Raw genomic sequence first — 22,461 nt, 5'->3', positions numbered from 1 at the left:
CATGTCCGACGAGCCCTTGACCGACGACGTGGACGCCTTCCCCCGAGAAGGCGAGTCGATGGAGATCGACGCGAGCGCCCTGCGCGGCCTGACCCACCCACTACGCGGGCGCCTCCTGGAGGAGCTGACCCGCAACGGCCCCGCCACCGCCACCATCCTGGGCCGACGCCTGGGGGAGAGCAGCGGCGCCACCAGCTACCACCTGCGCCAGCTGTCCCGGTTCGGGTTCATCGACGCCGCCCCCGGCCGCTCCGGGGGCCGGGAGCGGTGGTGGCGCATCCGGCCCGGCGGCTGGAACATGAAGGGGCACGAGTTCCTCGCCGACCCGAGTACCCGCGCGGCCGCCGAGATCGTCCTGGACCGCTACTACCACCAGCGCGAGGAGCACTTCCGGGACTGGCTGGAACTGGTGCGCGAACACCCCGACGGCCCGGACGCGCGCCGCTGGAAGAACTCCGCGAGCGACTCGCTGTCGCACATGCGGATGACCCCGGGGGAGACCGAGGAGTTCGCCGCGGCGCTGAACGGGTTCATACGCGACTACGGGCAGCGCTTCGAGGGCCGCACCCCCGAGAGCCACCCCGACACCGAGACCGTCGAGGTACAGGTCAACGTCTTCCCCACGCTGCCGCCGCCGCGGGAGCGGGAGGAGCGGGCCGGGGACGCCTAGCCGTCGCGGAGCTTCTTCAGGGTCGCCACGTCGGCTGCGTGCGGCCCGGCCGGTCCGGGGGTCTCCACCACGATCGGCACCCCCGCGCTCACCGGATGGACGAACAGCTCCCCGAACGCGTCCGCGCCGATGAACCCGGCTCCGATGTTCTCGTGCCGGTCCTTGTTGCTGCCGCACGGGGCCTTGGAGTCGTTGCCGTGGATCACCCGCAGCCGGTCGGCGCCCACCACCTCGCCGAACCGGTCCAGGGCGGTGCGCATCCCCTCCCGGGTGGAGATGTCGTGTCCGGCGGCGAACAGGTGGGCGGTGTCCAGGCACACGCCCACGTTCGGGTGCCATTCCAGCGCCTCGAAGTAGGGCACCAGGTCGTCGACGGTCGCGCACAGCACCTGGCCCTGCCCGGCCATCGGCTCCAGCAGCACCGGGGGGACGTCCTCGCCCAGGCGTTCCAGCAGCGGCAGCAGTCGCTCCCGCATGCGGGCCAGGCCCGCCTCCCGGCCGCCCGACACCGCCGAACCGGTGTGCACGACCACGCCGCGCGCCCCGATCTCGGCGGACCGGCGCAGTGCGTGCTCCAGGGAGGCCACCGACTTGTCGGCCACCTCCTCGGCGGGGGTGCCCGGGTTGATCAGGTAGGGCGCGTGGACGAAGACCGGCAGCCCGGCACCGGCCCGCTCGCGCATCCGCACGTCCTGGGCCGGGTCGCCCCCGTTGGTCGCCCAGCCGCGCGGGTTGGACACGAACACCTGGACGGTCTCGGCGGCGATCTCGGCGGCGTAGGCCAGCCCCTTGTCGGCCATGCCGCCGGCGACCGGGACGTGCGCGCCGACCGGGGACGGGGCCTGCGGGGATCGGGTGTGCTGCGTGGTACTCATCGGTCGACCAGCCTAAACCCTGTCCCGCGGCGGCCCGTCCCGGTCGGCCGGCCGTGCCGGGCCGGAAGGGCGCTACTCTCGTGGCCGTGAGCACGCAGACCGAACAACACCCCGCACTCGCCGACGTCGTCGCCGCCTTCGAGGACGTCTACCCGACCTCCTGGGCCGCCTCCTGGGACCGGGTGGGACTGGTGGTGGGCGACCCCGCGGACCGGATCGCCAGGGTCCTGTTCGCCGTCGACCCCGTCGAGGCGGTCGTCGACGAGGCGGTCACCTGGGGGGCGGACCTGATCGTCACCCACCACCCGCTCATGCTGCGAGGCGTGCACAGCGTCGCCGCCGACACCCCCAAGGGGCGCATCGTGCACCGGCTCATCCGGGCCGGGATCGCCCTGTACACCGCTCACACCAACGCCGACACCGCCGCCCCGGGGGTGTCGGACGCGCTGGCCCGCGCGGTCGGGCTCACCGGTCCGCTGCGCCCCCTGGAGCCCGACACGACCGACCCTGACGGCCGCCGCGGCATCGGCCGGGTCGGTGCCCTGGACGCCCCGATGACGCTGCGCGACTTCGCCGCCCGGGTCGCCGCGGGCCTGCCCGCCACCGCGCCCGGCGTCCGGGCGGCGGGTGACCTGGACCGCCTCGTCACCACCGTCGCGGTGTCGGGCGGGGCGGGGGACTCCCTGCTCGACGCGGCCCGCGCCGCCGGGGTCGACGCCTTCGTCACCTCCGACCTGCGCCACCACCCCGCCTCGGAGTTCACCGAGCGGCCGGGTGCACCCGCGCTCATCGACACGCCGCACTTCGCCGGTGAATGGCCGTGGCTGGCGGACGGGGCGGCCGCCCTGGCCGACTCCCTCGTTCGGCGCCTGGGCCCGGATGGGGCTAACGTGGAGGCCCGCGTGTCCACTACGGTGACGGACGCCTGGTCACAGGCGTTTCCGTCGGCCTGACACCCGCCCGGTACCGGGCATCCCGATCGGACCGCAGCACAGGGCGTCATCGAACCGCCAGGGCGTCATCGAACTGCACAGCGTTGTCGAACTGCACAGTGTCAAGGGCGCGGACGGCGTACCAGCCTTTCCGACCACACCAGGAGAACAAGTGAAAGCCGAACCCGCCGCTCAGGCCAGACTGCTCGACCTCCAGGAGCTGGACCTTGAGGTCCAGCGCCTGGACCACCGGGCCGCGACCCTGCCCGAGGTCGCCGAGGCGACCCGGCTCGCCGAACTCGCCGACCGCCTCGACGGTGAGCTGATCGCCGCCCAGACCCGCCTGTCGGACGCCGAGCGCGCCCAGCGCAAGGCCGAGAGCGACGTCGACCAGGTGCGCTCCCGCGCCGCCCGCGACACCGAGCGCCTGGAGTCGGGGCGCATCACCAGCGGCAAGGAGCTACAGAACCTCCAGTCCGAGATCGCCTCGCTGGGCCGCCGCCAGGGCGAGCTGGAGGAGGTCGTGCTGGAGGCGATGGAGCAGGTCGAGGCATTGTCCTCCGAGGTGGCCCGGTTGGCGACCGCCGCCGAGAAGGCCCGGGTCGACTACACCACGGTGGTCGCCCGCCGCGACACCGCCGCCGCCGGGATCGGGCTCGACCGGGCCCGCGTCGTCGAGAACCGGCAGCGGGTCTCCGAGGACGTCCCAGAACCGCTGCTGTCCCTGTACGACAAGCTGCGCGCCCAGTACGGCGGCATCGCGGCCGCCCCGCTGAGCCACGGCCGCTGTGAGGGCTGCAAACTGGTGCTGAGCCCGGCCGAGCTCGGCGAGATCCGCGCCGCCGCCCCCGATGACGTGGTGCGCTGCGAGGAGTGCCGCCGCATCCTGGTCCGCACCGTGGAGCCGGAGGTCCGGTGAGCACCGGGTGGGGTGCCCCCGACACCTCGCCGACCCGGTTGCTGCTGCTGCGCCACGGCCAGACCCCGCTGTCGGTGGAGCGCCGGTTCGCCGGCCGGGGCGACATCCCGCTCACCGAGGCGGGGTGCGCCCAGGCCGAGGCGGCCGCCCGGCGGTTGGCCGACCGGAAGGTCGACGCGATCGTCGCCTCGCCGCTGCTGCGGACCCGGCGCACCGCCGAGTACGCCGCCGCGGCCCTGGGTCTCACGGTGGAGGTCGACGACGGGTTCGTGGAGACCGACTTCGGCGCCTGGGAGGGGATGACCTTCGCCCAGGCGCGTGAGCACGACCCGGTGGCGGTCGACCGGTGGGTGTCCGACCCGCAGGCCGCCCCGCCCGGCGGCGAGGACTTCGCCGCGGTGTCGCGGCGCGTCGGCGCGGCCCGCGACGCCCTGGTGGAGCGGCACCGGGGACGCACCGTCCTGGTCGTCACCCACGTCACCCCCATCAAGACGCTGGTCCAGCAGGCCCTGCTGGCGCCGGTGCAGGCCCTGTACCGGATGCACCTGGACACCGCCAGCCTCACCGAGGTGGACGTCTACGCCGACGGACCCATGGTGATGCGGACGTTCAACGACACCTCCCACCTGGCCTGAACGTGGTCGAGGGGAGTCGGCCACCGGCGGTAGACTTCGTGGTCGAGGGGAGTCGGCCAGGCGGTCGCGGACCGCGCCGGGTGCGCGGATCCGAGGAAAGTCCGGACTCCACAGGGCAGGGTGGTCGGTAACACCGACCCGGGGCGACCCGCGGGACAGTGCCACAGAAAGCAGACCGCCACCGCTCGCGGTGGTAAGGGTGAAACGGTGGTGTAAGAGACCACCAGCGGCCGGAGTGATCCGGCCGGCTCGGTAAACCCCACCCGGAGCAAGGTCAAAAAGGGGATCCGAAGGATCTCCGCGCGGATGATCGAGGGCGGCCCGCCCGAGTCCGCGGGTAGACCGCACCGAGGTCGTCGGCAACGGCGATCCCAGATGGATGACCGCCCGGTCCGTTCGCGGACCGACAGAATCCGGCTTACCGGCCGACTCCCCTCCTTCCAGCCTTCTGACCTGTGCCGCAAGGCGGGGGAGTCGGCCCTGTTCCGGTTCTGTCCCTCCCGGGTGCGGGCCGCCGCTGTGCGCGGGGTCAGGTGTGTACATCCCCGTGGTGATGGTCGGCGGGCGGGAGCACCGATAGATTGGGCGGAGCGCTCCCCCGCCGCGGCCGCGGCGGCGGACACCCGCGACCGCCGGGGTCGGCGGCCGCGGGCAACGGCGTCCACGGAATGGGTGACTCTTGTTCGACTCGACCCTCTTCTGGGTGGTCCTCTTCGGCCTGCCGATCCTGGCGATCGGAGCGATCGTGCTGCTCGCCACCTACCAGGCATCGGGGGTTCAGGAGGACGGGCGTGACGACGCGCCCGAGGACTCCTCCAGCGGCTGACCCCGGTCGGCCGCCGGGCGGGGCCGCGGCACCGGATCGGCCACGTCGCACACGCCCTGGACCGGGGTGAACTCCCCGGTCCCGGCGTCCAGCAGGTGCACCCGGGCCGTCTCCAGGTCGTAGTACATCCCGGTCAGCTCCAGTTCCCCGGACTCCACCCGTTCGCGTACCAGAGGGTGCAGCATCAGATGGGTGAGCTGCTGGCGGACGTTGGCCTGGGCCAGACGGCGCAGTGCCTCCGCGGCGGGCAGCCCCGTCGGCTCCACGGCGGGTTCGCCCGCCCGGGCCAGGCTGGCGGATCCGTGGGCGAGCCAGCGGCGCACGTGCGAGGTGTCGGTGGAGTCGGGGTCCAGGTGGGCGCCCTCCAACAGTGCCTTCATCGCCCCGCAGTGGGAGTGCCCGCACACGACGATCGAGGGCACCCGCAGCACCGCGACCGCGTACTCGACGGCGGCGCCCACCGAGTCGTCGGCCGGGCCGTCCGGAGGCGGTACCAGGTTGCCGACGTTGCGCACCGTGAACAGGTCACCCGGGCCGCTGGCCGTGATGAGGTTGGGCACCACCCGGGAGTCGGCACAGGTGATGAACAGGGCGGTGGGGTTCTGCCCGTGGGACAGCCGGCTCATCACCGACCGCATCCGGTCGGCGGTGCTGGCGTGGTACTCGCGGGCCCCGGCGGCGAGCAGTCCGAGGGGGTCCACCTCTTCGGTCCCGGTGCCGCCGCGCATCCCCCAGGGCGCCCACCAGCGGGCCAGACCGCGCGGGGCGGTCTTGGCCGCCGGGGCCGATCGCCGGGTGCTGCGTTCGTACCAGCGTTCGTGCACCTCGTCGATGTCGACCGAGCCGCCGGTGCGCTCGTGGTCCACGCGCCAGGCGTGGATGGCCTCGAACGCGGCGTGGTCCATGAAGTCCACGTGCAGGTCCAGGTCGACGGCGGCGCCGGACGGGACGGTGCGCAGTACGTGCGCGAGCCGGGGCACCCCCAGGAACGTCAGGGATCCGTGCACGGTGATGTGGACGCGGCCGCCCCGCTCCTCGGTGGTGACGGTGAGCCGGGTCAGCCGACGCAGGGACACCACCATGGCCAGTGCGAACCCCAGGAACACCCCTTCCAGGAGCCCCGACAGCACCACGCCGGACAGGGTCACCAGGTACACTCCGGCCTCGTGGTGGCGGCGCAGGTCGCGCAGGTGGGCCAGGGAGACCATCTGCACGCCGATGAACACCAGCAGCGCCGCCAGTGCCGCCAGCGGGATCAGCTCGACCACGTGTGCGAACAGGGCGACGAACAGCAGGACCCACACCCCGTGCAGGATGGTGGACAGCGGGCTGTGGCCGCCCGCCCGCACGCCCGCGGTGCTGCGCACCATTCCCCCGGCGATGGGGAGCCCGCCCAGGGCGCCGCTGACGGCGTTGGCGGCACCCTGCCCGCACAGTTCGCGGTTGAGCATCACCCTGCGGCCGCTGTGCATCCGGTCCACGGCGATGGCGGAGAGCAGGGTCTCGACGCTGGCGACCATGGCGACGGTGACCACGGCGAGCATGACGCCGTTCCACTGGCCCGGGGCGGGGAGCGCCGGGCCGATCCAGCCCTGGGCGAGGGAGTCCGTGAGGGACACCGTCTCGACCTTCCAGCCCCCCAGGGTGGCGATGAGCGTGGCGGCGCCGACCGCGACCAGCGCGGCCGGGACGAGTGCGGGCCGGAACCGTCCGTATCCGGGCAGCCGGGTCCAACAGAACATGACGGCGATGGTGACGACCCCGACCGCGACGGCCGGGGTGTGGTTGTGGACGATCTGGTCGGGCAGGTCGGTGAGGTTGGCCAGGGCCGAGCTCTGCGGTTCGCCGCCCAGGACGACGTGCAGCTGGGCCAGGGCGATGGTGATCCCGACGCCGGCGAGCATGCCGTGGACGACCGCGGGGGAGACGGCCAGGGCCGCGCGGGCGATCCGGAAGGCGCCCAGGGCGAGTTGGACGAGTCCGGCCAGCAGGGTGATCAGGCAGGTGACCTGCCACCCGTACGTGGTGATGAGGCCGGCCACGATGATGGTCAGGCCGACGGAGGGGCCGCTGACCTGGACGGCGGAGCCGCCTGCGAGGCCGGCGACGATGCCTCCGACGGCGGCGGCGATGATCCCGGCGATGAGCGGCGCCCCGGAGGCGACGGCGATGCCCAGGGCCAGGGGGACGGCGACGAGGAAGACGACGAGGGAGGCGCCGACGTCGGAGGCGACGCCCCGGTGGTCGGGCCCGGGGGCGGGTTCTGGGGCGGTGTGCGGCTCGGGCGGTGTTCCCTGGGCGTCGTTGCGCAAGGTGGCTCCTGTTCTGTTCGGGCAGGCGATGCGTAGGCGCACGGGGACTTGAGGTGTCCGGACCGGGGGGCGCGCACGGCGGGGCGACTTTCGAGATGTCTCGAAGGGTGCCGTGTCAGTCACTAACTGTAGTCAATGGGAGTGGCTCTGTGTTACGGACTGTTGTGGTTTCGGTAACCATTTTCCCGTGTTCACATGAGGCGGGTGTGAATCCGGACAGAACAAAAGCCGAGGTGGCGGGTGTGAACCCGCCACCTCGGCGTTGTGAACCCCTGATCGCCCGCCGGCCCGGCCTCAGTGCGGGTCTGGGGCGTCGATCACGTTCGGTGCCCGATCACCGGAAGCGGCCGTCTCCGTGACCGTCGTCGTAGCCCCGGTGGTCCTGCTCGCGCCGGTCGTAGGGCTGCGCACCCCGGTAGGGGTCGGGTGCTCCGCCGCGGTGCCACTCCTCCAGCGGGATGTAGCCGTCGTACTCCGGCTCCGCCGGGCTCGACGGGTAACCGCCGAGCACGTCGTCGTAGCCGTCGCCCGGCCGGCCACCGAAGGAGGGGTTCTGGCCGGTGGGAACGTAACCCGCGCCCGGGCCGCCGCGCAGCGGGTCGGCGCCGGGTGGGCCGATCGGTGCGCCGAGTCCGGGCGGAACGCCGTACCCGCCGCCGTGGCCGGGTGCGCCGGAGGGCGTGTCGAACGGTTCGGGCCGTCCGGCCGGGGCCGGACCGCCGTACCCGGACGGCGCACCCGGCCGGGCGTTCTCGCCTGCGCCCCACAGCGGTTCACCGCCCGAGGGGCGGGAGTGAGTGCCGCTGTCGTAGGGCGAGCCGGCGGTGTCGTGACCGGGGCCGGGGTAACCGGGCCGGTGGTGGGTGCCGGTGTCGTATTCGGGCCGGGTGTAGGACCCGGTGTCGTAGGAGGGGCGGGTGTGTTCGCCGGTCTCGTACTCGGGTCGTCGGGGCGCCCCGTAGTCCGACCGCGTGTGCGTGCCGCTGTCGTAGGCGGCCGGGCCGGTGCCGTAGCCGGGGGCGGGGTGGCCGGGCCGGTGGTGGGTGCCGGTGTCGTATTCGGGCCGGGTGTAGGACCCGGTGTCGTAGGAGGGGCGGGTGTGTTCGCCGGTCTCGTACTCGGGTCGTCGGGGCGCCCCGTAGTCCGACCGCGTGTGCGTGCCGCTGTCGTAGGCGGGACGGTCCGGGCGGCCGTGCGCGCCCGGACCCGCCAGCGGGTCGGGCCGCCCCGGGACGGGGTACCCCCCGCCCAGCGGCTCGCCCGGAGTGCCCGGACCGACGCCGTAGCCGCCCGCCGGGCGCTGGTGGGAACCGGTGTCCATGCTCGACCAGATCGGTGAGCCCACGTCGGCGCCGGAGGAGGATGCCCCGCGGTACCCGCCGCCCAGCGGATCCGGGTCGTCGATGCGCCCGCGCCCGCCCGTGCCGCCGTCGTAGGGGGACGGGGAGGGCGGCGCCGGAGTGTAGGGCCCACCGCCCGGGGCCGGGGTCGCGCCGCTCGCCGACGGCGCGCCCAGCGGGTCGCGCGTCGGACCGCCGGTGCCCAGGGGGTCGCCGAGCGGGTCGCTGTGGGCCGCGGTCAGCCGGTCGGCCAGGGACGGGGAGCCCGGCGACGGAGTGGTCCGCACGTTCCAGGAACTGGAGCTGAGCGGATCGTCCTCCCGCGTCGCGGGCGTGGGTGGGACCGCCGGGTCGGGCTCGCGGGTGGGCGGCAGCTCGGCGCGCTCGGGGCGCGGCGGCAGCGCCCGGTCGTCGTCGGACGCCGGACGGCCGTCGTCGTTGCGGCCCAGGCTGGCCAGCATCGCGAGGTCCGCGGACGGGTCCGCGGCACCGGTCGCGCGCGGCAGCACCGTGGTGGCCTCGGGCGCACCGGTCGGCGCCTCCTCGTCGTCGTCCTCGTACTCGTACTGTGTGACGCTGGGCGCCCGGTCGTCCCCGTGGTCGTCCCGGTCGTCGTGGCCGCTCCGGCCCCGGCCCGGGCGTTCGTCGGCGTCGTCGCCCAGACTCGACCAGAAACCGCCGTCCTCGTCGTCGTCCCAGTCGGCCTCGCGTTTACCGCGCCGGGGCTTGGGCCTGGGGCGCCGCTCCGCCCGCCCGGCCGGGCGCTGTCCGCGGCCGCGCCCCCGCGGGGCGTCGTTCCCGCCGTCCCCCGGATCCGCGTCGCGCCCCTCGTCGTCCTCGTCGTATTCGTAGTCGTCCTCGTAGCCGTCGTCGCGCGACCCCAGGTTGAGCGCGCGCATGCCCAGCAGCAGGAGCAGCAGCACGGCCAGCACGACGACGATGGCGATGATGATGACGGTGAGGGTCATGGTGTTCGCTCTACCTTGGGGAGGTCGGCCGCGCACCCGGATCCCTCCGGGGACAGGCCCGGGCGAGGGCCGGTCGGAGCGGGGCGGCGACCGCCTGGGCCCGTGGAGGGGCGGCCTGCGGAGAGGGTGGGGTGCAGGCGACTCCTGTGCGGTCTCAGGTCAGCGTGCCGCGCGGCGAGTGGACGGGTAACGGTCATCTGAAAAGGGGCGGGGGGCACTGCCCCACTGTATGCGCTGTCGTGCCCTGTGTGCAGAGGGCGATGGGGGCTTCCTCGGGGAATCGGGAAAAGGACTGCCGTCCCGGGACGCGTGCGGGCGGCCCGGGACGGTGCGCGCGTGACGACCCGGATCACTCCGTGCCGGTGACCAGGGAGCCCCGCGCGATCGCGCGGTCGGCGATCGCCTCCAGCGTCGATGACAGCTCCGCGCCCTCGGGCAGGTCCAGCGGGGCGCTCAGCGCGTACACCGTGAACCGGTAGCCGTGCGGGTCGTCCTCCTCCGGGCAGGGCGGGTGGTAGGCGGCCCCGCCCGTGCTGTTCAGGCCCTGGCGGGCGGCCGCGGGCACCGTGTTCTGCCGCAGTTCGCCGGACTGCGGGTCCAGGTCGAAGAGCACCCAGAACACCTCGGCGGCCTCGGGGTCGTCCACCACCACCGCGAGGGACTCCGTTTCCTCCGGCAGTCCCGACCAGCTCAGCGGAGGCGAGTACGTCTCCCGCTCGCCGTCCTCATCCGGCTCGGAGCCGACGCAGGTGTAGGCGTCGGGCAGCGGGCGGCCCTCCTGCATCAGCGGGCTGGCGACGTTGATGTCGTCGGGCACGTCCCCGTTCTGCCCGGGGGCGAACAGGCCGCAGCCGGTGGTCAGCGTCAACGCCGTCCCCGCCACCAGAGCGCCGGTGAGCGCGCCGGGGGAGGTGCGGGGCGCACGGCGCGCCCCGGTCGTCCGGAGGGAAGGGAGGGCCGGGAACAATGTGGGACTCCTGCTGAACTCTGGAAGAACGCGGAACGCCGTAGGGACGGGGCGCCCCGCAGGACGGAAACGGCCGCGGCGCGGTGTCCGGAACGGTCCCGGCGCCGGGCGCGGCGAAGGCGACGTGCGCGAACACCCGCACACGTTCCTCAGCGAACCTTACTGCGGACCCGACCCGCCCGGGGCGGCCCGTCGTGTCCGACATCGTCCCTGTGGACAACGCCCCCCACCGCCTTCGGGAGGCCATGATGGAGGGGTGCGGTTCTCCATTCTCGGCCCCCTGCTGGTGCACGACGCCTCCGGGGAGCCCGTGACCATCGGTGGTGCCCGGTTACGCACCCTTCTGGGGCTGCTGCTGCTCCGTCCCGGCCAGTGGGTGGCCGCCGACCACCTGCTCGAATCCGTGTGGTCGGGCGCCCCACCGGTCGGGGCGGCCAACGCCCTACAGGCGCTGGTGTCGCGGCTGCGCCGGGCGCTGGCCGCCGGGGCGGCGGTGGAGGGCGGGCCGCAGGGGTACCGGCTGGACGTGGCGCCGGACCGGGTCGACCTGTGCGTGTTCGAGGAGCTGGTCCGGGCGGGCCGCGGCCACCGCGCGGGCGGCCGCCCCGGCCCGGCCCTGGCGGACCTGGACCGGGCGCTGGGGCTGTGGCGGGGCCCGGCCCTGGTGGACCTGACCGCCCGGGGGTTGGCCGAGGGCGTCGCGGCACGCCTGGACCAGACGTACCTCACCGCCCGGGAGGAGCGGTCGGCGGCCCTGCTCGATCTGGGCCGCACCGCCGACGCGGTGGCCGAGGCCCGGGCCCTGACCGGGGCCGGACCGCACCGGGAGCGCCCGGTGGAGCTGCTGCTGCGCGCCCTGGCGGCGGCCGGGCGCACCGCCGACGCGCTGGCGGCCTACGAGCGCTTCCGCGCCCGCCTGGCCGACGAAGTGGGCCTGGACCCCTCCCCGCACCTGGAGGACGTCCACCTGCGCCTGCTCCGCGGTCAACTGTCCGCCCCCGCCCCGACCGACACGGCCGCGCCGCCCGCGTCACCACCCGTTTCCGGGACGCCCCTCCCGACCGGTGCCGCCCCGACCCCCGGCGCCGGCGCCGCCGTCCCTGCGGCCCCGGGCACGGCACCGGTGTCGACCGGCACCGGCACCGGTGCGTGGGCCGGCGCGCCCTCGGACCCGGGGGCCCGGGCGATCGGTACCGGTGGCGAGGCCGCCGAGAACAGCGCCGCCGGGGCGCTCGGCCGAGCGGGCGGGGTGCCGTTGCACCTGCCGGTGCCGCTGACCGGGTTCGTGCCGCGGGCCGAGGTCGGCGTCGCCGTCGACCTGCTCGCCCGCGGCCGCCTGGTCACCCTGCTCGGCCCGGGCGGGGCGGGCAAGACCCGACTGGCCGTCGAGGGGGCCACCGCCTTCGCGGTCGGGCACCCCGACCTGTCGTCCCACGGCGCCTGGTTCGTCGAATTCGCCCCCCTCACCGAGGGCGCCTCTCTGGCCGAGGCCGTCGCCGACACCCTGGGGCTGCGCGAGCACGCCCTCCTCCAGGCCCGCTCCGTTCCGCCGCCGTCACCCGCGGAGCGCATCGCCGCGTTCATCGCCGACCACCCCGTCCTCCTGATCCTGGACAACTGCGAGCACCTCGTCGACGACGCCGCGCGCCTGGCCGCGCAGTTGCTGGCGCGGTGCCCGCGCCTGCGCGTCCTGGCCACCTCCCGCGAACCCCTGGGCACGCCGGGCGAGCACCTCCTGCCCGTCCCCTCCCTGCCCCTGCCCGCCGAGCACGCCCGTGCCGCCGAGGCCGCGGCGGCCTCCTCCGTCGTCCTGTTCGCCGAGCGCGCCCGCGCGGTCCGCCCGGGTTTCGACATCACCGACGACAACGTCCCCCACGTCGTGCGCATCGTCCGCGCACTGGACGGCATGCCGCTGGCGCTGGAACTGGCGGCCGCCCGCCTGCGCGCGATGACCCCCGCCCAGCTCGCCGAACGGCTCGACGACCGCTTCCGCCTGCTGGGCGGCGGCGTCCGCCGCACGCCGCGGCACAGCACCCTGCGCGCGGTCGTCGACTGGAGCTGGGACCTGCTGGACGAGGCCGAACGCCGCTTGCTGCGCCGCCTGTCGGTGTTCGCCGGTGGCGCGGACCTGGAATCGGTGGAACACGTCTGCGCCGACCCCGACGCCCCCGGCACCGTCGCCGGACACGACGTGTGGACCGTCCTGTTCGCCCTGGTCGACAAGTCCCTGGTGATCGCCGAGGAACCGCGCCGCGTCGACACCCCGCCCCGCTACCGGCTGCTGGAGACCGTCCGCGCCTACGCGGCCGAACGCCTCGCCGAGGCCGGGGAGGGCGAGGCCGTCCGGGACGCCCACGCCCACCGTGTCCGCGACCTGTGGAAGGCGGCGGAACCGCTGCTGCGCGGCCCCCGCCAGGGTGAGCTCATCGCCCGCCTGCACGACGAGAACGACGGTTTCGCCGCGGCCATGCGGTGGGCGGTGGGGCGCCGCGACGTCCACCTCGTCCTGGACCTCATCGAGTACTCCCAGTGGTACTGGACCCTGACCGACTCCTGGGAGCCGCTCGGCCGCTGGGCCGGGCAGGCCCTGGACCTCATGGGCGACGACGTCCCGCCCGGCCGTGCGGTGGGCCACGCCGCCTGCCTGTTCCACCGGGCGGCGGCGACCACGGACTCCCTCGACGACGTCCAGGGCCATGTCCGGGCCATCGAGGAGGCGCTCGCCGCAGAGGGCCGCCTCCCCGAGGAGCACCCCCTGCTCATCTACTGCCTGATGTACCGGGCGATGACGGAGGGCGGCGACGGGGAGACCCGGAAACGGATCGCCCGTGTTCTGGACGGGTCCGACCCGTGGATGCACGCCATGGCGTGCACGCTGCTGTCCCTGGTGGACACCCTCGTCGGCCGCTTCGACTCGGCCCTGGAGCGGGCGGACACGGCGCTGGAGGAGTTCCGGGCGGTCGGCGACGGGTGGGGCGTGTGCCAGGCCCTGGCCCAGGCGGCCGACCTGTACCGCTTCGTCGACCGGGGGCACAGCGCGGAACTGCTGGAGGAGGGGGTGGCCCTGGCCGACTCCCAGGGGCTGGAGGGCATGGCCGCGGTGTTCCGGGTGCGCCGGGCCCAGGCCCTCATCGACCGAGGGGACCTGGACCCGGCCCGCGCCGAACTGGACGGGTTGGCGGGTCGGCCCCCGATCCAGCCCGAGCACACCGTCCTGTTGCTCCTGGCCCAGGCGCAGTGGGAGAGCGAGGCGGGCGACCGCTCCCGGGCCCGTGCCCTGGTGGAGCGGATCAAGTCCATGCTGGACAGGCTCGGCGGGTTCGCGCCCGTCTACATCGCGGTCGGAGCGTGCACCCTGTCGGCGACCATCTCCTGGTACGAGGGCGATCCGGAGCGTGCCCGGCGTGAGGCCGCCTGGTCGTGGTGGAGTGTCATCGGGGTCATGGGTCCGATCCGGGCCGAGATCCTCGACGTGCTGGCGGCCGTGGTCGTGGAAGGGGAGCCGCGGTCGGCGGCCCGGCTGGCCGGGTGGGCGCGTGCGCTGCGCGGTGTCGCCGACACCGCCGGTCCGTTCGCGGTGCGCACCGTTCAGCGCCTCCGTGAAGAAATCGGTGCCCGGGAGTGCACCCGCCTTGTCGAGGAGGCGGCCGCCCTGACCCCGGAGGAGGCGCTCGGCGCCGCCTCCCGCTGGTTGGCCGAGACCGTCCCGGAGGAGGTCCCGCACGAGCGTCGCTGAGCAGCCGTCCGTAGCCGGTCGCCTCGGGCCGTCGAGCGGTCGGCGTGGTACCCGGGACGGTGGTCCGGGGCGGACCCCGGGCCACCGCGGGTCGACCGTCGCCGTCCGGGGGCGTGGTTCAGGTGCGGCGCCGGTAGGCCCACACCGCGGGTGGGAAGAAGACCGCGGTGATGATCGCCGCCCACACCAGCGTCCACGTCACCGGCCCGGCGACGTCACCGCCGATCATCAGCCCGCGCATGGCGTCCACGATGTGCGTCACCGGGTTGTTCGCGGCGATCACCCGCAGCCAGGAGGGCATGCTGTCGGGGTCGACGAACGCCGAGCTGGCGAACGTCAGCGGGAACATCAGGATCATCCCGAACGCCTGCACGGCCATCGGCGTGCGCACGATCATGCCCACGAAGGCCGACATCCAGCACAGGGCGAACGCGAACAGCAGCACCAGCGCCCCGGCGGCGACCACGCCCACCAGGCCGCCCTCGGGCCGGAACCCGATGAGCACGCCGACCAGCAGCACCATCACCACCGTGATCGTGTACCGCACCAGGTCGCCCAGGATCGCGCCGATCAGCGGGGCCGACCTCGCGATGGGCAGTGAGCGGAACCGGTCGAAGATCCCCTTCTCCACGTCCTGGCTCAGGGCGAACCCGGTGCCCAGCGTCGCGAAGATGACCGACTGCGCCACGATGCCGGGCATCAGGAAGTCCCGGTAGGCCTGCCAGTCGCCCATGAGCGCCTGGCCGAAGACGAAGACGAACAGGGTCACGAACATGACCGGTTGGAGGATGAGCCCGAAGACCTCCTCGGGGTTGGCCTTGATCTTCAGGATGCTGCGCCAGGCCAGCTGGAGCCCGTTGCGGACGGTGGTCAGCGGCGTGATGTGCCGGGGGACGTGGGACACGGCCCCGGCCTGCACCGACCGCTCCCGTGTCGTCACGGCGCTCATGCGGGTACCTCCTCGGTCTCGCTCTCCGTGGTGTGCCCGGTCAGGGCCAGGAACACCTCGTCCAGGCTGGGCTTGCGCAGGGACAGCTCGGCGACGGCCACCCCCTGCTCGTCCAGGCGGCGCACCACCTCGGGCAGCACGCCCGCGTCGGTGACGGGCACACGGGCCACCAGGTCGTCCCGGGTGACCGGGGTGCTGGTGACCGCCTCGATGATCTTGGTGGCCAGCGGCAGCCGGTCGGCCTCGACGGTGCGCAGTTCCAGGACCTGGCCGCCGGTCCGGTTCTTCAGCTCCTCCGGGGTGCCCCGGCTGATGACCCGCCCGTGGTCGAGCACCAGCAGGTCGTCGGCGAGCCGGTCGGCCTCCTCCAGGTACTGGGTGGTGAGCAGGACGGTGACCCCGTCGCCGACCAGGTCGCGGACCACGTCCCACAGGTCGTTGCGGCTGCGCGGGTCCAGGCCGGTCGTCGGCTCGTCCAGGTACAGCAGGGCGGGTCGGCCGACCAGGCTGGCCGCCAGGTCCAGGCGGCGGCGCATGCCGCCCGAGTAGGTCTTGGCGGGACGGCCGCCCGCGTCGGACAGCGAGAACCGCTCCAGCAGCTCGTCCGCCCGGGTGCGGGCCCCGGCCCGGTCGAAGCCCAGCAGCCGGGCGATCAGCACCAGGTTCTGCACGCCGGTCAGCTCGTCGTCGACGGCGGCGTACTGGCCGGTGAGGCCGATCAGCCGGCGGACCTCGTGGGGCTCGCGCACCACGTCGAAGCCGGCGACCTCGGCGCGTCCGGCGTCCGGTCGCAGCAGGGTGGCCAGGATGCGCACCGTCGTGGTCTTGCCGGAGCCGTTGGGACCCAGGACACCCAGCACGGCCCCCGTCCTGGCGGTCAGGTCCACCCCGTCCAGGGCGCGCTTGCCCTTGAACTCCTTGACCAGACCCTCCGCGCGTATGGCGTCTGTCATCTGCTCCTCCGTTCGCACGTTCGATGACCAGTCTCGTCGGCGGTTCTGACAGAACGCTGACATCCGGGGCCGCGACGCCTACACCTCGCTGACGCCGTCGCCCCGGGATCACCGGGCCCGCAGGGGATCGCGGGCCCGGGGCGGCCCTAGACTCGTGTCCGTGAACGACACCCCGCCCGACCTCCCCATGGATCCCTCCCCACCGGAGCCGCCGCGCGCGGCCGGACTGCGACCGCCGGAGCACAGGGTGAGCAGGCGCGCCATCGGCGTGTGGACGGTGCGCCTGCTGATGGGCGGCCTGTTCCTCACGGCACTGCTGAGCGCGGCCGCGTGGGCGCTGACCTCCCTCGGGTGGACCTGGCCGCCCGGGTGGGTGCGCGAGTACGCCCCGTTCGTACCCGTCGTCTACGGTGTGTACGCCCTGATCCGGGTGGCGGTCGTGCCGTCCTGGCGGTACCGGGTGCACCGCTGGGAGGTGACCGGGGACGTCATCTACACGCGCTCGGGTTGGGTGAGCCGAACCTGGCAGCTGGTGCCGGTGAGCCGCCTACAGACGGTCGACCACACCCAGGGGTGGCTGGAGCGCCTCTTCTCCGTGGCGACCCTGGAAGTGCAGACGGCCTCCTACGCGGGGTCGTCGACCATCGAGGGACTGGACGCCGACCAGGCGCGCGGCCTGAGCGAGGAGCTGGCCGTGCACGCCGGAACGCTGCGGGACGATGCCACTTGACCTCCCCCGCCTGAAGGCGGGGATTCCGGAACCACCTATCGGCGGTCCGGGGCTCTCGCCCCGTCGCGGGTCGTCCCGCGGCCTTCCTGCTTCGACGCCGACCGCCCCGTCCGGGAGGACTCCCGTTGAGGTCTCACACCGGCTCCCGCCCCTACTGTGCAGGCTTCGCCGTCATCGCACAGCGGGGTCCCGGCAGCGACCGCCGGCCCGGCGGCCCTGATGTCGTTCGCCGCGTTCACATCACGGTCGTGGACCGTCCCGCACCGGGGACAGGTCCACTCCCGCACGTCCAGCGGCAGCCTCTCGTGCACGTGCCCGCACCCGGGGGCCGAGCAGAGCCGGGTGGAGGGGAAGAACCGGTCCACCACGACCGGCTCCCGCCCGTATCAGCCGGTCTTGTACTCCAGCATCGACCGCAGCTGGGACCAGGCGGCGTCGGAGATGGCGCGGGACAGTTTGCGGTTCCTGACCAGGGTGCGCACGGTCAGGTCCTCGATCACGACCACTTGGTTTTCGCGGACGAGACGGGTGGTGAGCTTGTGCAGGAAGTCCCGGCGCCGGTCGGCGATCCGGGCGTGCACCCGCGCCACCCTCCGCCGGGCCTCGGCCCGGTTCGCCGACCCCTGCTGCTTGCGCGACAGCTCCACCGCCTGCGCACCGGTGGGGTGGAAGCGGTATCGGTACGCCCGCTTCACGATTGTCCTGGTCATGTGCCGTACTGTAGCGAGCCGGTCACCTCGGTGTGAGGGAAGCCGGGGAAGTCATCGAGAACACGAACGAGAACACGAGCTGTGAGAGGAGACGGGTGTTTCCTCCCCGTCCTGAAGGACGGGGTCTCCACACCCAACAACCAAATGACCGACGGAACCGGTGACGAGGGCCGCACGACACCGCGCTCCCCCTCTCCGCGGGACCGCGCCCCCGCGACGCCCGAACACACCGGTCCCGACACTCCGGCCGCCGGCGAGGCCGTTGAGGCCCCGGTGTCCGCTCGTTCGGGTGGGTCTGGGAGTGCCGACGGTACGGCCGCGTCCCCCGCGCCCGACGGGGCGGATGAGGACACCGCGCGTCCCGGGCCGGAGGCGTTCGGGGAGGTGCCCGGTCCCGCCGCGGCCGAGGGGCCGGGAGGGACCCCCGGGCCTTCAGGGACCGGCGGGTCCTCCGTGCCGGATACACCGAATGTGTCTGATGTGCCGAATATGCCGGGAGAGATGGCCGAGGCCGCCCGGGACGGGACGCCGGGGGAGCCGTACGAGGCCTCCGGGCCGGGGACCGGCGGCTTCGAGGCGGAGCGGGCGCGCAGGCTGAGCCCCCGGACCATGGTCGTGGGGCCCGTCAACCAGCTGCGCAGCCTGCTGCTGCCCATCATCGCGGGCCTGGTCGTGGGCGGGTTCAACCCGTGGGTGATGGGCGCCGCCGGTGCGGGCGTGGTCGGCCTGCTCGTCGGCGGCTTCGTCACCTGGCGGACCACGAGCTACGAGGTGGCCGGGGACCACCTGGAGATCCGCAAGGGCCTGCTGAGCCGGTCCCGGCGCACCATCCCGCTCGAACGCATCCGGGGCGTGGACGTCACCAGCACCCTCCTGCACCGGATCCTGGGCGTGGCGGTGGTGCGCATCGAGGCGGCGGCCGGGGCGGCGGGCGGCAGCGAGGACGGCAAGCTCGACGCCGTGGACACCGCCGAGGCCGAGCGGCTGCGCCGGGTCCTGCTGCACCGCCGGGCGGTGCTGGCCGGGCGGGCCGGGGCGGCCGACGGCGCCACCGCCGACGGCGGACCCCGTCCGGCACCCGGGGCCGACGCCCCGGCCGCCGACGAGGGGACCGTCCACTTCGCCATCCCCCGCTCCTGGTACCTGTACGGCGCACTGAGCCTGGGCTACCTGCTCACCCCCTTCGCCGTGCTGTCCGCCCTGTTCGGTGCGGTCCAGCAGACCGCGGGGGAGTGGGCCACGGACGCGTTCGTCGACTGGGTGCAGGCCTCCGACCGCAACGGCCTGGTGTCGGCCGCCGTCGTGGCCGCCGTGGTGATCGTGCTGCTCATGCCGGTGTTCGCGGTGGTCTCCTACGCCTTCACCCACTGGGGTTTCACGCTGCGCGAGCGCGACGGCTCCCTGGTGGCCGAGCGCGGTCTGTTCACCCGGCGCAGCGTCACCCTGGAGAAGCGGCGCATCCGCGGGTACGAGCTGCTGGACAACCCCCTGGAGCGGCTGCGCGGCGCGGTTCGCCTGCGCGCGATCGTCACCGGGCTGGGCGACGCGGCCGGACGCTCGGTGCTGCTGCCGATCGGCCCGCGAGCCCGGGTCGAGGAGGTCGTGGACCACGCCCTGGGCCGCTACACCGGCACGCTGCGCCGCCACCCCCGGGCCGCCCTGCGCCGCCGTCTGGTGCGCTCGGTGGGCCCGCCCGCGCTGGCGCTGGCGCTGACGGTCGCGTTCGCCCCCGGCTGGGCCGTGGCCCTGGCCCTGGTCCTCACGGTCGCCGGGGTGCCCCTGGGCGTGGACCGCTACCGGTCCCTGGGGCACGGCCACGACGGGGAGCGGGTGAGCGTCCGCTCGGGCTCGCTGTCGCGTTCCCAGGCCACGGTGGAGCGGTCGGCGGTGATCGGCTGGACCTGGCGCCAGACCCTGTTCCAGCGCGGGCCCGGTCTGGCCGACCTCCAGGTGACCGTGGGCGCGGGCGCCGGGGGCTACACCGCCGGGGACGCCTCCTTCGAGGAGTCGGTGGGCTTCGCCGCCGAGATCACCCCGGACATGGTCCGCCCCTTCCTGGCCGGCCCGCGCCCCTGACCGGGCCGGCTCAGCCCGCGTCCAGGACGTGCGGCTCGGCCCGCTCGGACCAGGAGGGCCAGCCGGGGTCGCCGTCGCGGACGAAGTCCACCCAGGCCCGGTGCGTCCGGTCGGCCAGCCCGGCGGGGGCGTCCGGGCCGGTCAGCGCCAGGGCGCCGGGGGTGCCCAGCCGGTCGAACACGAACGGCAGCTCCATGCAGTGCGCCGCGCCCAGGGCCGCCACCGGGCTGCGCCAGGCGAATCCGAACACGTGCGAGGCTACGCCCCGCCCGGCACGGGCCCGCGCCACCCGCCGTACCGGCCGCTCCAGCACCACCTCCCCGACGAGCGCCCCCGCCAGCATCCCCACGCTCATCCCGGGCCGCCGCGAACGCAGCCTGCGCAGCGTCGCCGGGCCCACGCCGAACCGCAGCGCGCCCAGGGCCAGCAGCGGCCACCCCAGGTCGCGGTCGGCGCCGGTGGGGGCCAGCCACAGCCGGTGCTCCTCCAGGGTGGTGCCCATGAGCAGGTCCACGTGGTCGGCGGCGCCCGCGCGCAACGCGTCGTAGGGGGAGCGCGGCACCAGGTCGCCGTCCACGGCCAGGGAGAACGCGGGGCCGCCCGCCAGCGGGTTGCCCGACGCCATCGCCCGGTGCTGGGCGGTGACCAGGTCTTTCGGCTCCACTTCGGCGAAGGCGTCCCGGGTGGCGGGGATCCCCAGGTCCTGCGCGATGAGCCGGGTGATCCGCCCGGCCCGGTCGGGGGCGGCTGCGGTCAGCGGTCCGCTCTGGATGATCGCCCGCCGCACCAGCCGCCCGGCCTCGGGGTGCGCGATGAGCGCGGCGGTGGTGCCCGCCCCGGCGGACTGCCCGGCGACGGTGATCCGCTCCGGGTCGCCGCCGAACGCGGTGATCTCCCGCCGCACCCAGCGCAGCGCGGCCAGCTGGTCGGCGAGCCCCAGGTTGAGCGGGGCGCCCTCCAGAACGGAGAACCCCTCCGAGCCCAGCCGGTAGTTGGCGGACACGAACACGATCCCGTCGCGGGCGAAGGCGGTCCCGTCGTAGGCGCTCAGGGAGTTGGCCCCGCGTACCAGCGCCCCGCCGTGGAACCACAGCAGCACCGGCAGCGAACCGGGTTCGGCCCCCTGCGGCGCCCACACGTTGACGTGCAGGCAGTCGTCCCCCAGGGCGTCCACCGACGGCAGGATCTCCCCGATGGGGCCCTCGTAGGGCGCCTGCGGGGCGCCGGGCCCGTACACGGTGGCGTCGCGCACCCCCTCCCAGGCCGGGGCTGGGGCGGGAGCCGAGAAACGGTGCTCCCCGACGGGCGGTGCCGCGTAGGGGACGCCCAGGTGGCGGACGATCCCCTGCTCGGTGGTGCCGCGCAGTGCTCCGGTTCCGACGCGCACGGTGGGTCCGTCCGTCATGGCTGGTCTCCTCGGGGGAAGGCGTGGTGCAGGGCGATCGTACGCCTTCCGGCGGGGAAGGAGTCCAGGCGGCCCGACGGGTGGGAGGACTCCACCGGCACGGGGGAGTCAACCCGGATCCGCCCGTCCTCCACGGCGACCTCCACGAACCCGTGCGGGGTGGGCACCCGCCCGGCGATCCGCAGGTGCACGGGGGTGCCGTCCCGGGCCCCGCGTTCGTCGACCCCGTGGTCGGCCGGCGGGCTGCGGGTGAACATCGCGGCCCGGTCCAGCAGCAGGTCCCGCACGCGTTCCCGCCGCCGCGGCGGCACCAGGTGCGCGCACACCGCCGCCGCGGCCGTGTGCTCGCTGACCCCGCGTCCGGGGCCCGCGGGGTCCAGGGTGTCGCGGTAGGCGCCGCGTTCCCCGTCCCGGAACGCCTCGAACCCGTCGGCCAGGCGCGCGTGGGCGTCCCGCGCCCACAGGGCCCGCCCGGGGTCGCCCGACCAGGCGGCCATCTCGGCGTAGTCGGCGAGGGCCCGGCCCCACAGTGCGTTGAGCGCGGCCGAGTACCCGGCGACCTGCACGGGGGACCGGTCGATCAGCACCCGCCCGGGCACGTCGTGCAGCAGGCCGTCGGGGCGCGCGTGCCGGGCGAACCAGCGCAGTACCCCCTCGGCGGTGTCCAGCAGCTCCGCCACCGTCTCCCGGTCGCCGGTGTACCGGTACAGCAGGTGCACCGACCGGATCCAGTGCAGCGCTCAGTCGGGGATGGGCGGTACCCCGTCGCGGGCGAAGTCGCCCACGGCGACCATGGGGAGCATGCCGTCGGGGCGTGCCCGGGCGAGCAGCCGGGGGTTCCACACGGCCAGCGCCCAGTCGGGGTCGGTCGCCAGGTCCACCGCCTGGTGTACGACGGCGTCGCCGACCCAGGCGCGCGACTCCCGGGTGGGGCAGTCGAGGTAGGCGTCCTGTGCGGTGAGGTCGACGGTGCGCAGCGCCACCGCGAACAGGTGTTCCAGGAAGGGGTCGGAGCAGTCGGAGCCGGCCCCCGCGGGCCGTGGGCGCAGGGCTTCGCGCACGGTCGCCGTCACCCGGACGTCGGGTCCGTCCACGGGCACCACCAGGTACCGGCCGCCGGAGGGGACCGCGGCGCGACTGCACGTCCACCCCGACACCGTGGACTACCGTCTGGGGCGCGCGGCCGCGCTGCTGGGCCTGGACCTGTCCCGGGAGTCCCACCGCTCGCTGGCGGCCATGGCCCTGGCCGCCCGCCGTGTGGCCGCGTCCCGCTGACACATGGAACGGGGGCGGCCGACGCGTCGGCCGCCCCCGTGGGAAGCGGTGCGGGACCCCGGACGGTCACTCGTCCTTCTTGGCCCCGAACATGATCTCGTCCCAGGACGGCACCGAGGCGCGGCGGCCGCGTCCCTTGCGCTTGGGCGCGGGCCGGTCCCCGCCCGCCGCGGCGGCCGGGAT

At 74.6% G+C, this 22,461-nt stretch carries 18 protein-coding genes, 1 other RNA gene and 1 pseudogene; 10 read left to right on the top strand and 10 right to left on the bottom strand.

The features are described from left to right. Nucleotide 1 precedes the first annotated feature (1 nt). The gene (locus QJS33_RS21410; RefSeq protein WP_306369821.1) at nucleotides 2–670 is read left to right on the top strand and encodes a transcriptional regulator; all 669 of its coding nucleotides are present in this window, start codon (nucleotides 2–4) and stop codon (nucleotides 668–670) included. On the opposite strand, the gene QJS33_RS21405 is transcribed toward QJS33_RS21410, so the two are convergent. Beyond that, nucleotides 667–1,545 (bottom strand): deoxyribonuclease IV, encoded by an 879-nt coding sequence (locus QJS33_RS21405; RefSeq protein WP_306369820.1) that lies wholly within the window; start codon nucleotides 1,543–1,545, stop codon nucleotides 667–669. The two genes, QJS33_RS21410 and QJS33_RS21405, sit on opposite strands and share 4 nt — an antisense overlap. 80 nt (nucleotides 1,546–1,625) lie before the next feature. Between QJS33_RS21405 and QJS33_RS21400 the strand changes: the two genes are divergently transcribed. The 5 genes from QJS33_RS21400 (at nucleotide 1,626) to QJS33_RS21380 (ending at nucleotide 4,857) form a co-directional block, all read left to right on the top strand. Next, nucleotides 1,626–2,498, top strand: a complete 873-nt coding sequence (locus tag QJS33_RS21400) for a Nif3-like dinuclear metal center hexameric protein (RefSeq protein WP_306369819.1) — start codon at nucleotides 1,626–1,628, stop codon at nucleotides 2,496–2,498. A gap of 151 nt (nucleotides 2,499–2,649) precedes the next feature. After that, the gene (locus tag QJS33_RS21395; RefSeq protein ID WP_306369818.1) at nucleotides 2,650–3,396 is read left to right on the top strand and encodes a zinc ribbon domain-containing protein; all 747 of its coding nucleotides are present in this window, start codon (nucleotides 2,650–2,652) and stop codon (nucleotides 3,394–3,396) included. After that, nucleotides 3,393–4,031, top strand: a complete 639-nt coding sequence (locus QJS33_RS21390) for a histidine phosphatase family protein (RefSeq protein WP_306369817.1) — start codon at nucleotides 3,393–3,395, stop codon at nucleotides 4,029–4,031. Before QJS33_RS21395 ends, QJS33_RS21390 begins: the two co-directional genes overlap by 4 nt. Nucleotides 4,032–4,079: 48 nt before the next feature. Further along, an RNA gene (gene rnpB / locus QJS33_RS21385) (RNase P RNA component class A) lies at nucleotides 4,080–4,468 on the top strand. Between the two features lie 242 nt (nucleotides 4,469–4,710). Then, nucleotides 4,711–4,857, top strand: coding sequence for a hypothetical protein (locus QJS33_RS21380; protein ID WP_306369816.1), 147 nt, complete (start codon nucleotides 4,711–4,713; stop codon nucleotides 4,855–4,857). Here the strand turns inward: QJS33_RS21380 and QJS33_RS21375 are convergent. From QJS33_RS21375 to QJS33_RS21365, 3 genes are all read right to left on the bottom strand, one after another. After that, a complete protein-coding gene (locus QJS33_RS21375) occupies nucleotides 4,809–7,169 on the bottom strand; it encodes a bifunctional SulP family inorganic anion transporter/carbonic anhydrase (protein WP_306369815.1) in 2,361 nt (786 codons plus the stop codon). The two genes, QJS33_RS21380 and QJS33_RS21375, sit on opposite strands and share 49 nt — an antisense overlap. Nucleotides 7,170–7,503: 334 nt before the next feature. Beyond that, nucleotides 7,504–9,477, bottom strand: a complete 1,974-nt coding sequence (locus tag QJS33_RS21370; RefSeq protein ID WP_306369814.1) for a hypothetical protein — start codon at nucleotides 9,475–9,477, stop codon at nucleotides 7,504–7,506. 349 nt (nucleotides 9,478–9,826) lie between these two features. Further along, nucleotides 9,827–10,444, bottom strand: a complete 618-nt coding sequence (locus tag QJS33_RS21365) for a YbhB/YbcL family Raf kinase inhibitor-like protein (RefSeq protein WP_306369813.1) — start codon at nucleotides 10,442–10,444, stop codon at nucleotides 9,827–9,829. Between the two features lie 256 nt (nucleotides 10,445–10,700). Here QJS33_RS21365 and QJS33_RS21360 point away from each other — a divergent pair, with 256 nt between their 5' ends. Continuing rightward, nucleotides 10,701–14,180 (top strand): BTAD domain-containing putative transcriptional regulator, encoded by a 3,480-nt coding sequence (locus QJS33_RS21360; protein WP_306369812.1) that lies wholly within the window; start codon nucleotides 10,701–10,703, stop codon nucleotides 14,178–14,180. 118 nt (nucleotides 14,181–14,298) lie between these two features. Here QJS33_RS21360 and QJS33_RS21355 read toward each other — a convergent pair whose 3' ends face one another. Together QJS33_RS21355 and QJS33_RS21350 are read right to left on the bottom strand one after the other, a co-directional pair. Next, complete coding sequence (locus QJS33_RS21355; RefSeq protein WP_306369811.1) at nucleotides 14,299–15,129, bottom strand: ABC transporter permease; 831 nt, start codon at nucleotides 15,127–15,129, stop codon at nucleotides 14,299–14,301. Next, the gene (locus QJS33_RS21350; RefSeq protein ID WP_306369810.1) at nucleotides 15,126–16,082 is read right to left on the bottom strand and encodes an ATP-binding cassette domain-containing protein; all 957 of its coding nucleotides are present in this window, start codon (nucleotides 16,080–16,082) and stop codon (nucleotides 15,126–15,128) included. Before QJS33_RS21350 ends, QJS33_RS21355 begins: the two co-directional genes overlap by 4 nt. A gap of 187 nt (nucleotides 16,083–16,269) precedes the next feature. On the opposite strand from QJS33_RS21350, the gene QJS33_RS21345 reads away from it, so the two are divergent. Then, nucleotides 16,270–16,812 carry a PH domain-containing protein gene (locus tag QJS33_RS21345; RefSeq protein ID WP_306369844.1) on the top strand — a complete coding sequence of 181 codons (543 nt, stop codon included), beginning with the start codon at nucleotides 16,270–16,272 and terminating at the stop codon, nucleotides 16,810–16,812. Between the two features lie 35 nt (nucleotides 16,813–16,847). Here QJS33_RS21345 and QJS33_RS21340 read toward each other — a convergent pair. Further along, nucleotides 16,848–17,549: pseudogene (locus QJS33_RS21340) on the bottom strand (RNA-guided endonuclease TnpB family protein); the annotation flags it as partial. Nucleotides 17,550–18,011: 462 nt separating this feature from the next. On the opposite strand from QJS33_RS21340, the gene QJS33_RS21335 reads away from it, so the two are divergent. Then, nucleotides 18,012–19,598 (top strand): PH domain-containing protein, encoded by a 1,587-nt coding sequence (locus QJS33_RS21335; protein ID WP_372339693.1) that lies wholly within the window; start codon nucleotides 18,012–18,014, stop codon nucleotides 19,596–19,598. A 10-nt stretch (nucleotides 19,599–19,608) separates the two neighbouring features. Here QJS33_RS21335 and QJS33_RS21330 read toward each other — a convergent pair whose 3' ends face one another. Genes QJS33_RS21330 through QJS33_RS21320 form a run of 3 tightly spaced genes read right to left on the bottom strand, consistent with a single transcriptional unit; the run spans nucleotide 19,609 to nucleotide 22,160 of the window. Continuing rightward, complete coding sequence (locus QJS33_RS21330) at nucleotides 19,609–21,003, bottom strand: carboxylesterase/lipase family protein (protein ID WP_306369809.1); 1,395 nt, start codon at nucleotides 21,001–21,003, stop codon at nucleotides 19,609–19,611. Next, the gene (locus QJS33_RS21325) at nucleotides 21,000–21,722 is read right to left on the bottom strand and encodes a hypothetical protein (RefSeq protein ID WP_306369808.1); all 723 of its coding nucleotides are present in this window, start codon (nucleotides 21,720–21,722) and stop codon (nucleotides 21,000–21,002) included. The genes QJS33_RS21330 and QJS33_RS21325 overlap by 4 nt, the downstream gene beginning before the upstream one ends. Nucleotides 21,723–21,743: 21 nt before the next feature. Next, on the bottom strand, nucleotides 21,744–22,160 hold the full coding sequence (locus QJS33_RS21320; RefSeq protein ID WP_306369807.1) for a hypothetical protein: 417 nt from the start codon (nucleotides 22,158–22,160) through the stop codon (nucleotides 21,744–21,746). A 1-nt stretch (nucleotide 22,161) separates the two neighbouring features. On the opposite strand from QJS33_RS21320, the gene QJS33_RS21315 reads away from it, so the two are divergent. Next, nucleotides 22,162–22,278, top strand: a complete 117-nt coding sequence (locus QJS33_RS21315) for a hypothetical protein (protein WP_306369806.1) — start codon at nucleotides 22,162–22,164, stop codon at nucleotides 22,276–22,278. The last annotated feature ends 183 nt before the right edge of the window (nucleotides 22,279–22,461 follow it).

This window comes from Nocardiopsis sp. CC223A (genome assembly GCF_030766825.1).
Taxonomy (GTDB): Bacteria; Actinomycetota; Actinomycetes; order Streptosporangiales; family Streptosporangiaceae; genus Nocardiopsis.
This window is presented reverse-complemented; position numbering and strand designations above follow the sequence as displayed.

Excerpts from the sequence above, each read along its gene's own strand:
- QJS33_RS21410 (WP_306369821.1), top strand. The coding sequence starts at position 2 with ATGTCCGACGAGCCCTTGACCGACGACGTGGACGCCTTCCCCCGAGAA.
- QJS33_RS21405 (WP_306369820.1), bottom strand. The coding sequence starts at position 1,545 with ATGAGTACCACGCAGCACACCCGATCCCCGCAGGCCCCGTCCCCGGTC.
- QJS33_RS21370 (WP_306369814.1), bottom strand. The coding sequence starts at position 9,477 with ATGACCCTCACCGTCATCATCATCGCCATCGTCGTCGTGCTGGCCGTG.
- QJS33_RS21355 (WP_306369811.1), bottom strand. The coding sequence starts at position 15,129 with ATGAGCGCCGTGACGACACGGGAGCGGTCGGTGCAGGCCGGGGCCGTG.
- QJS33_RS21350 (WP_306369810.1), bottom strand. The coding sequence starts at position 16,082 with ATGACAGACGCCATACGCGCGGAGGGTCTGGTCAAGGAGTTCAAGGGC.
- QJS33_RS21345 (WP_306369844.1), top strand. The coding sequence starts at position 16,270 with ATGGATCCCTCCCCACCGGAGCCGCCGCGCGCGGCCGGACTGCGACCG.
- QJS33_RS21335 (WP_372339693.1), top strand. The coding sequence starts at position 18,012 with ATGCCGGGAGAGATGGCCGAGGCCGCCCGGGACGGGACGCCGGGGGAG.
- QJS33_RS21330 (WP_306369809.1), bottom strand. The coding sequence starts at position 21,003 with ATGACGGACGGACCCACCGTGCGCGTCGGAACCGGAGCACTGCGCGGC.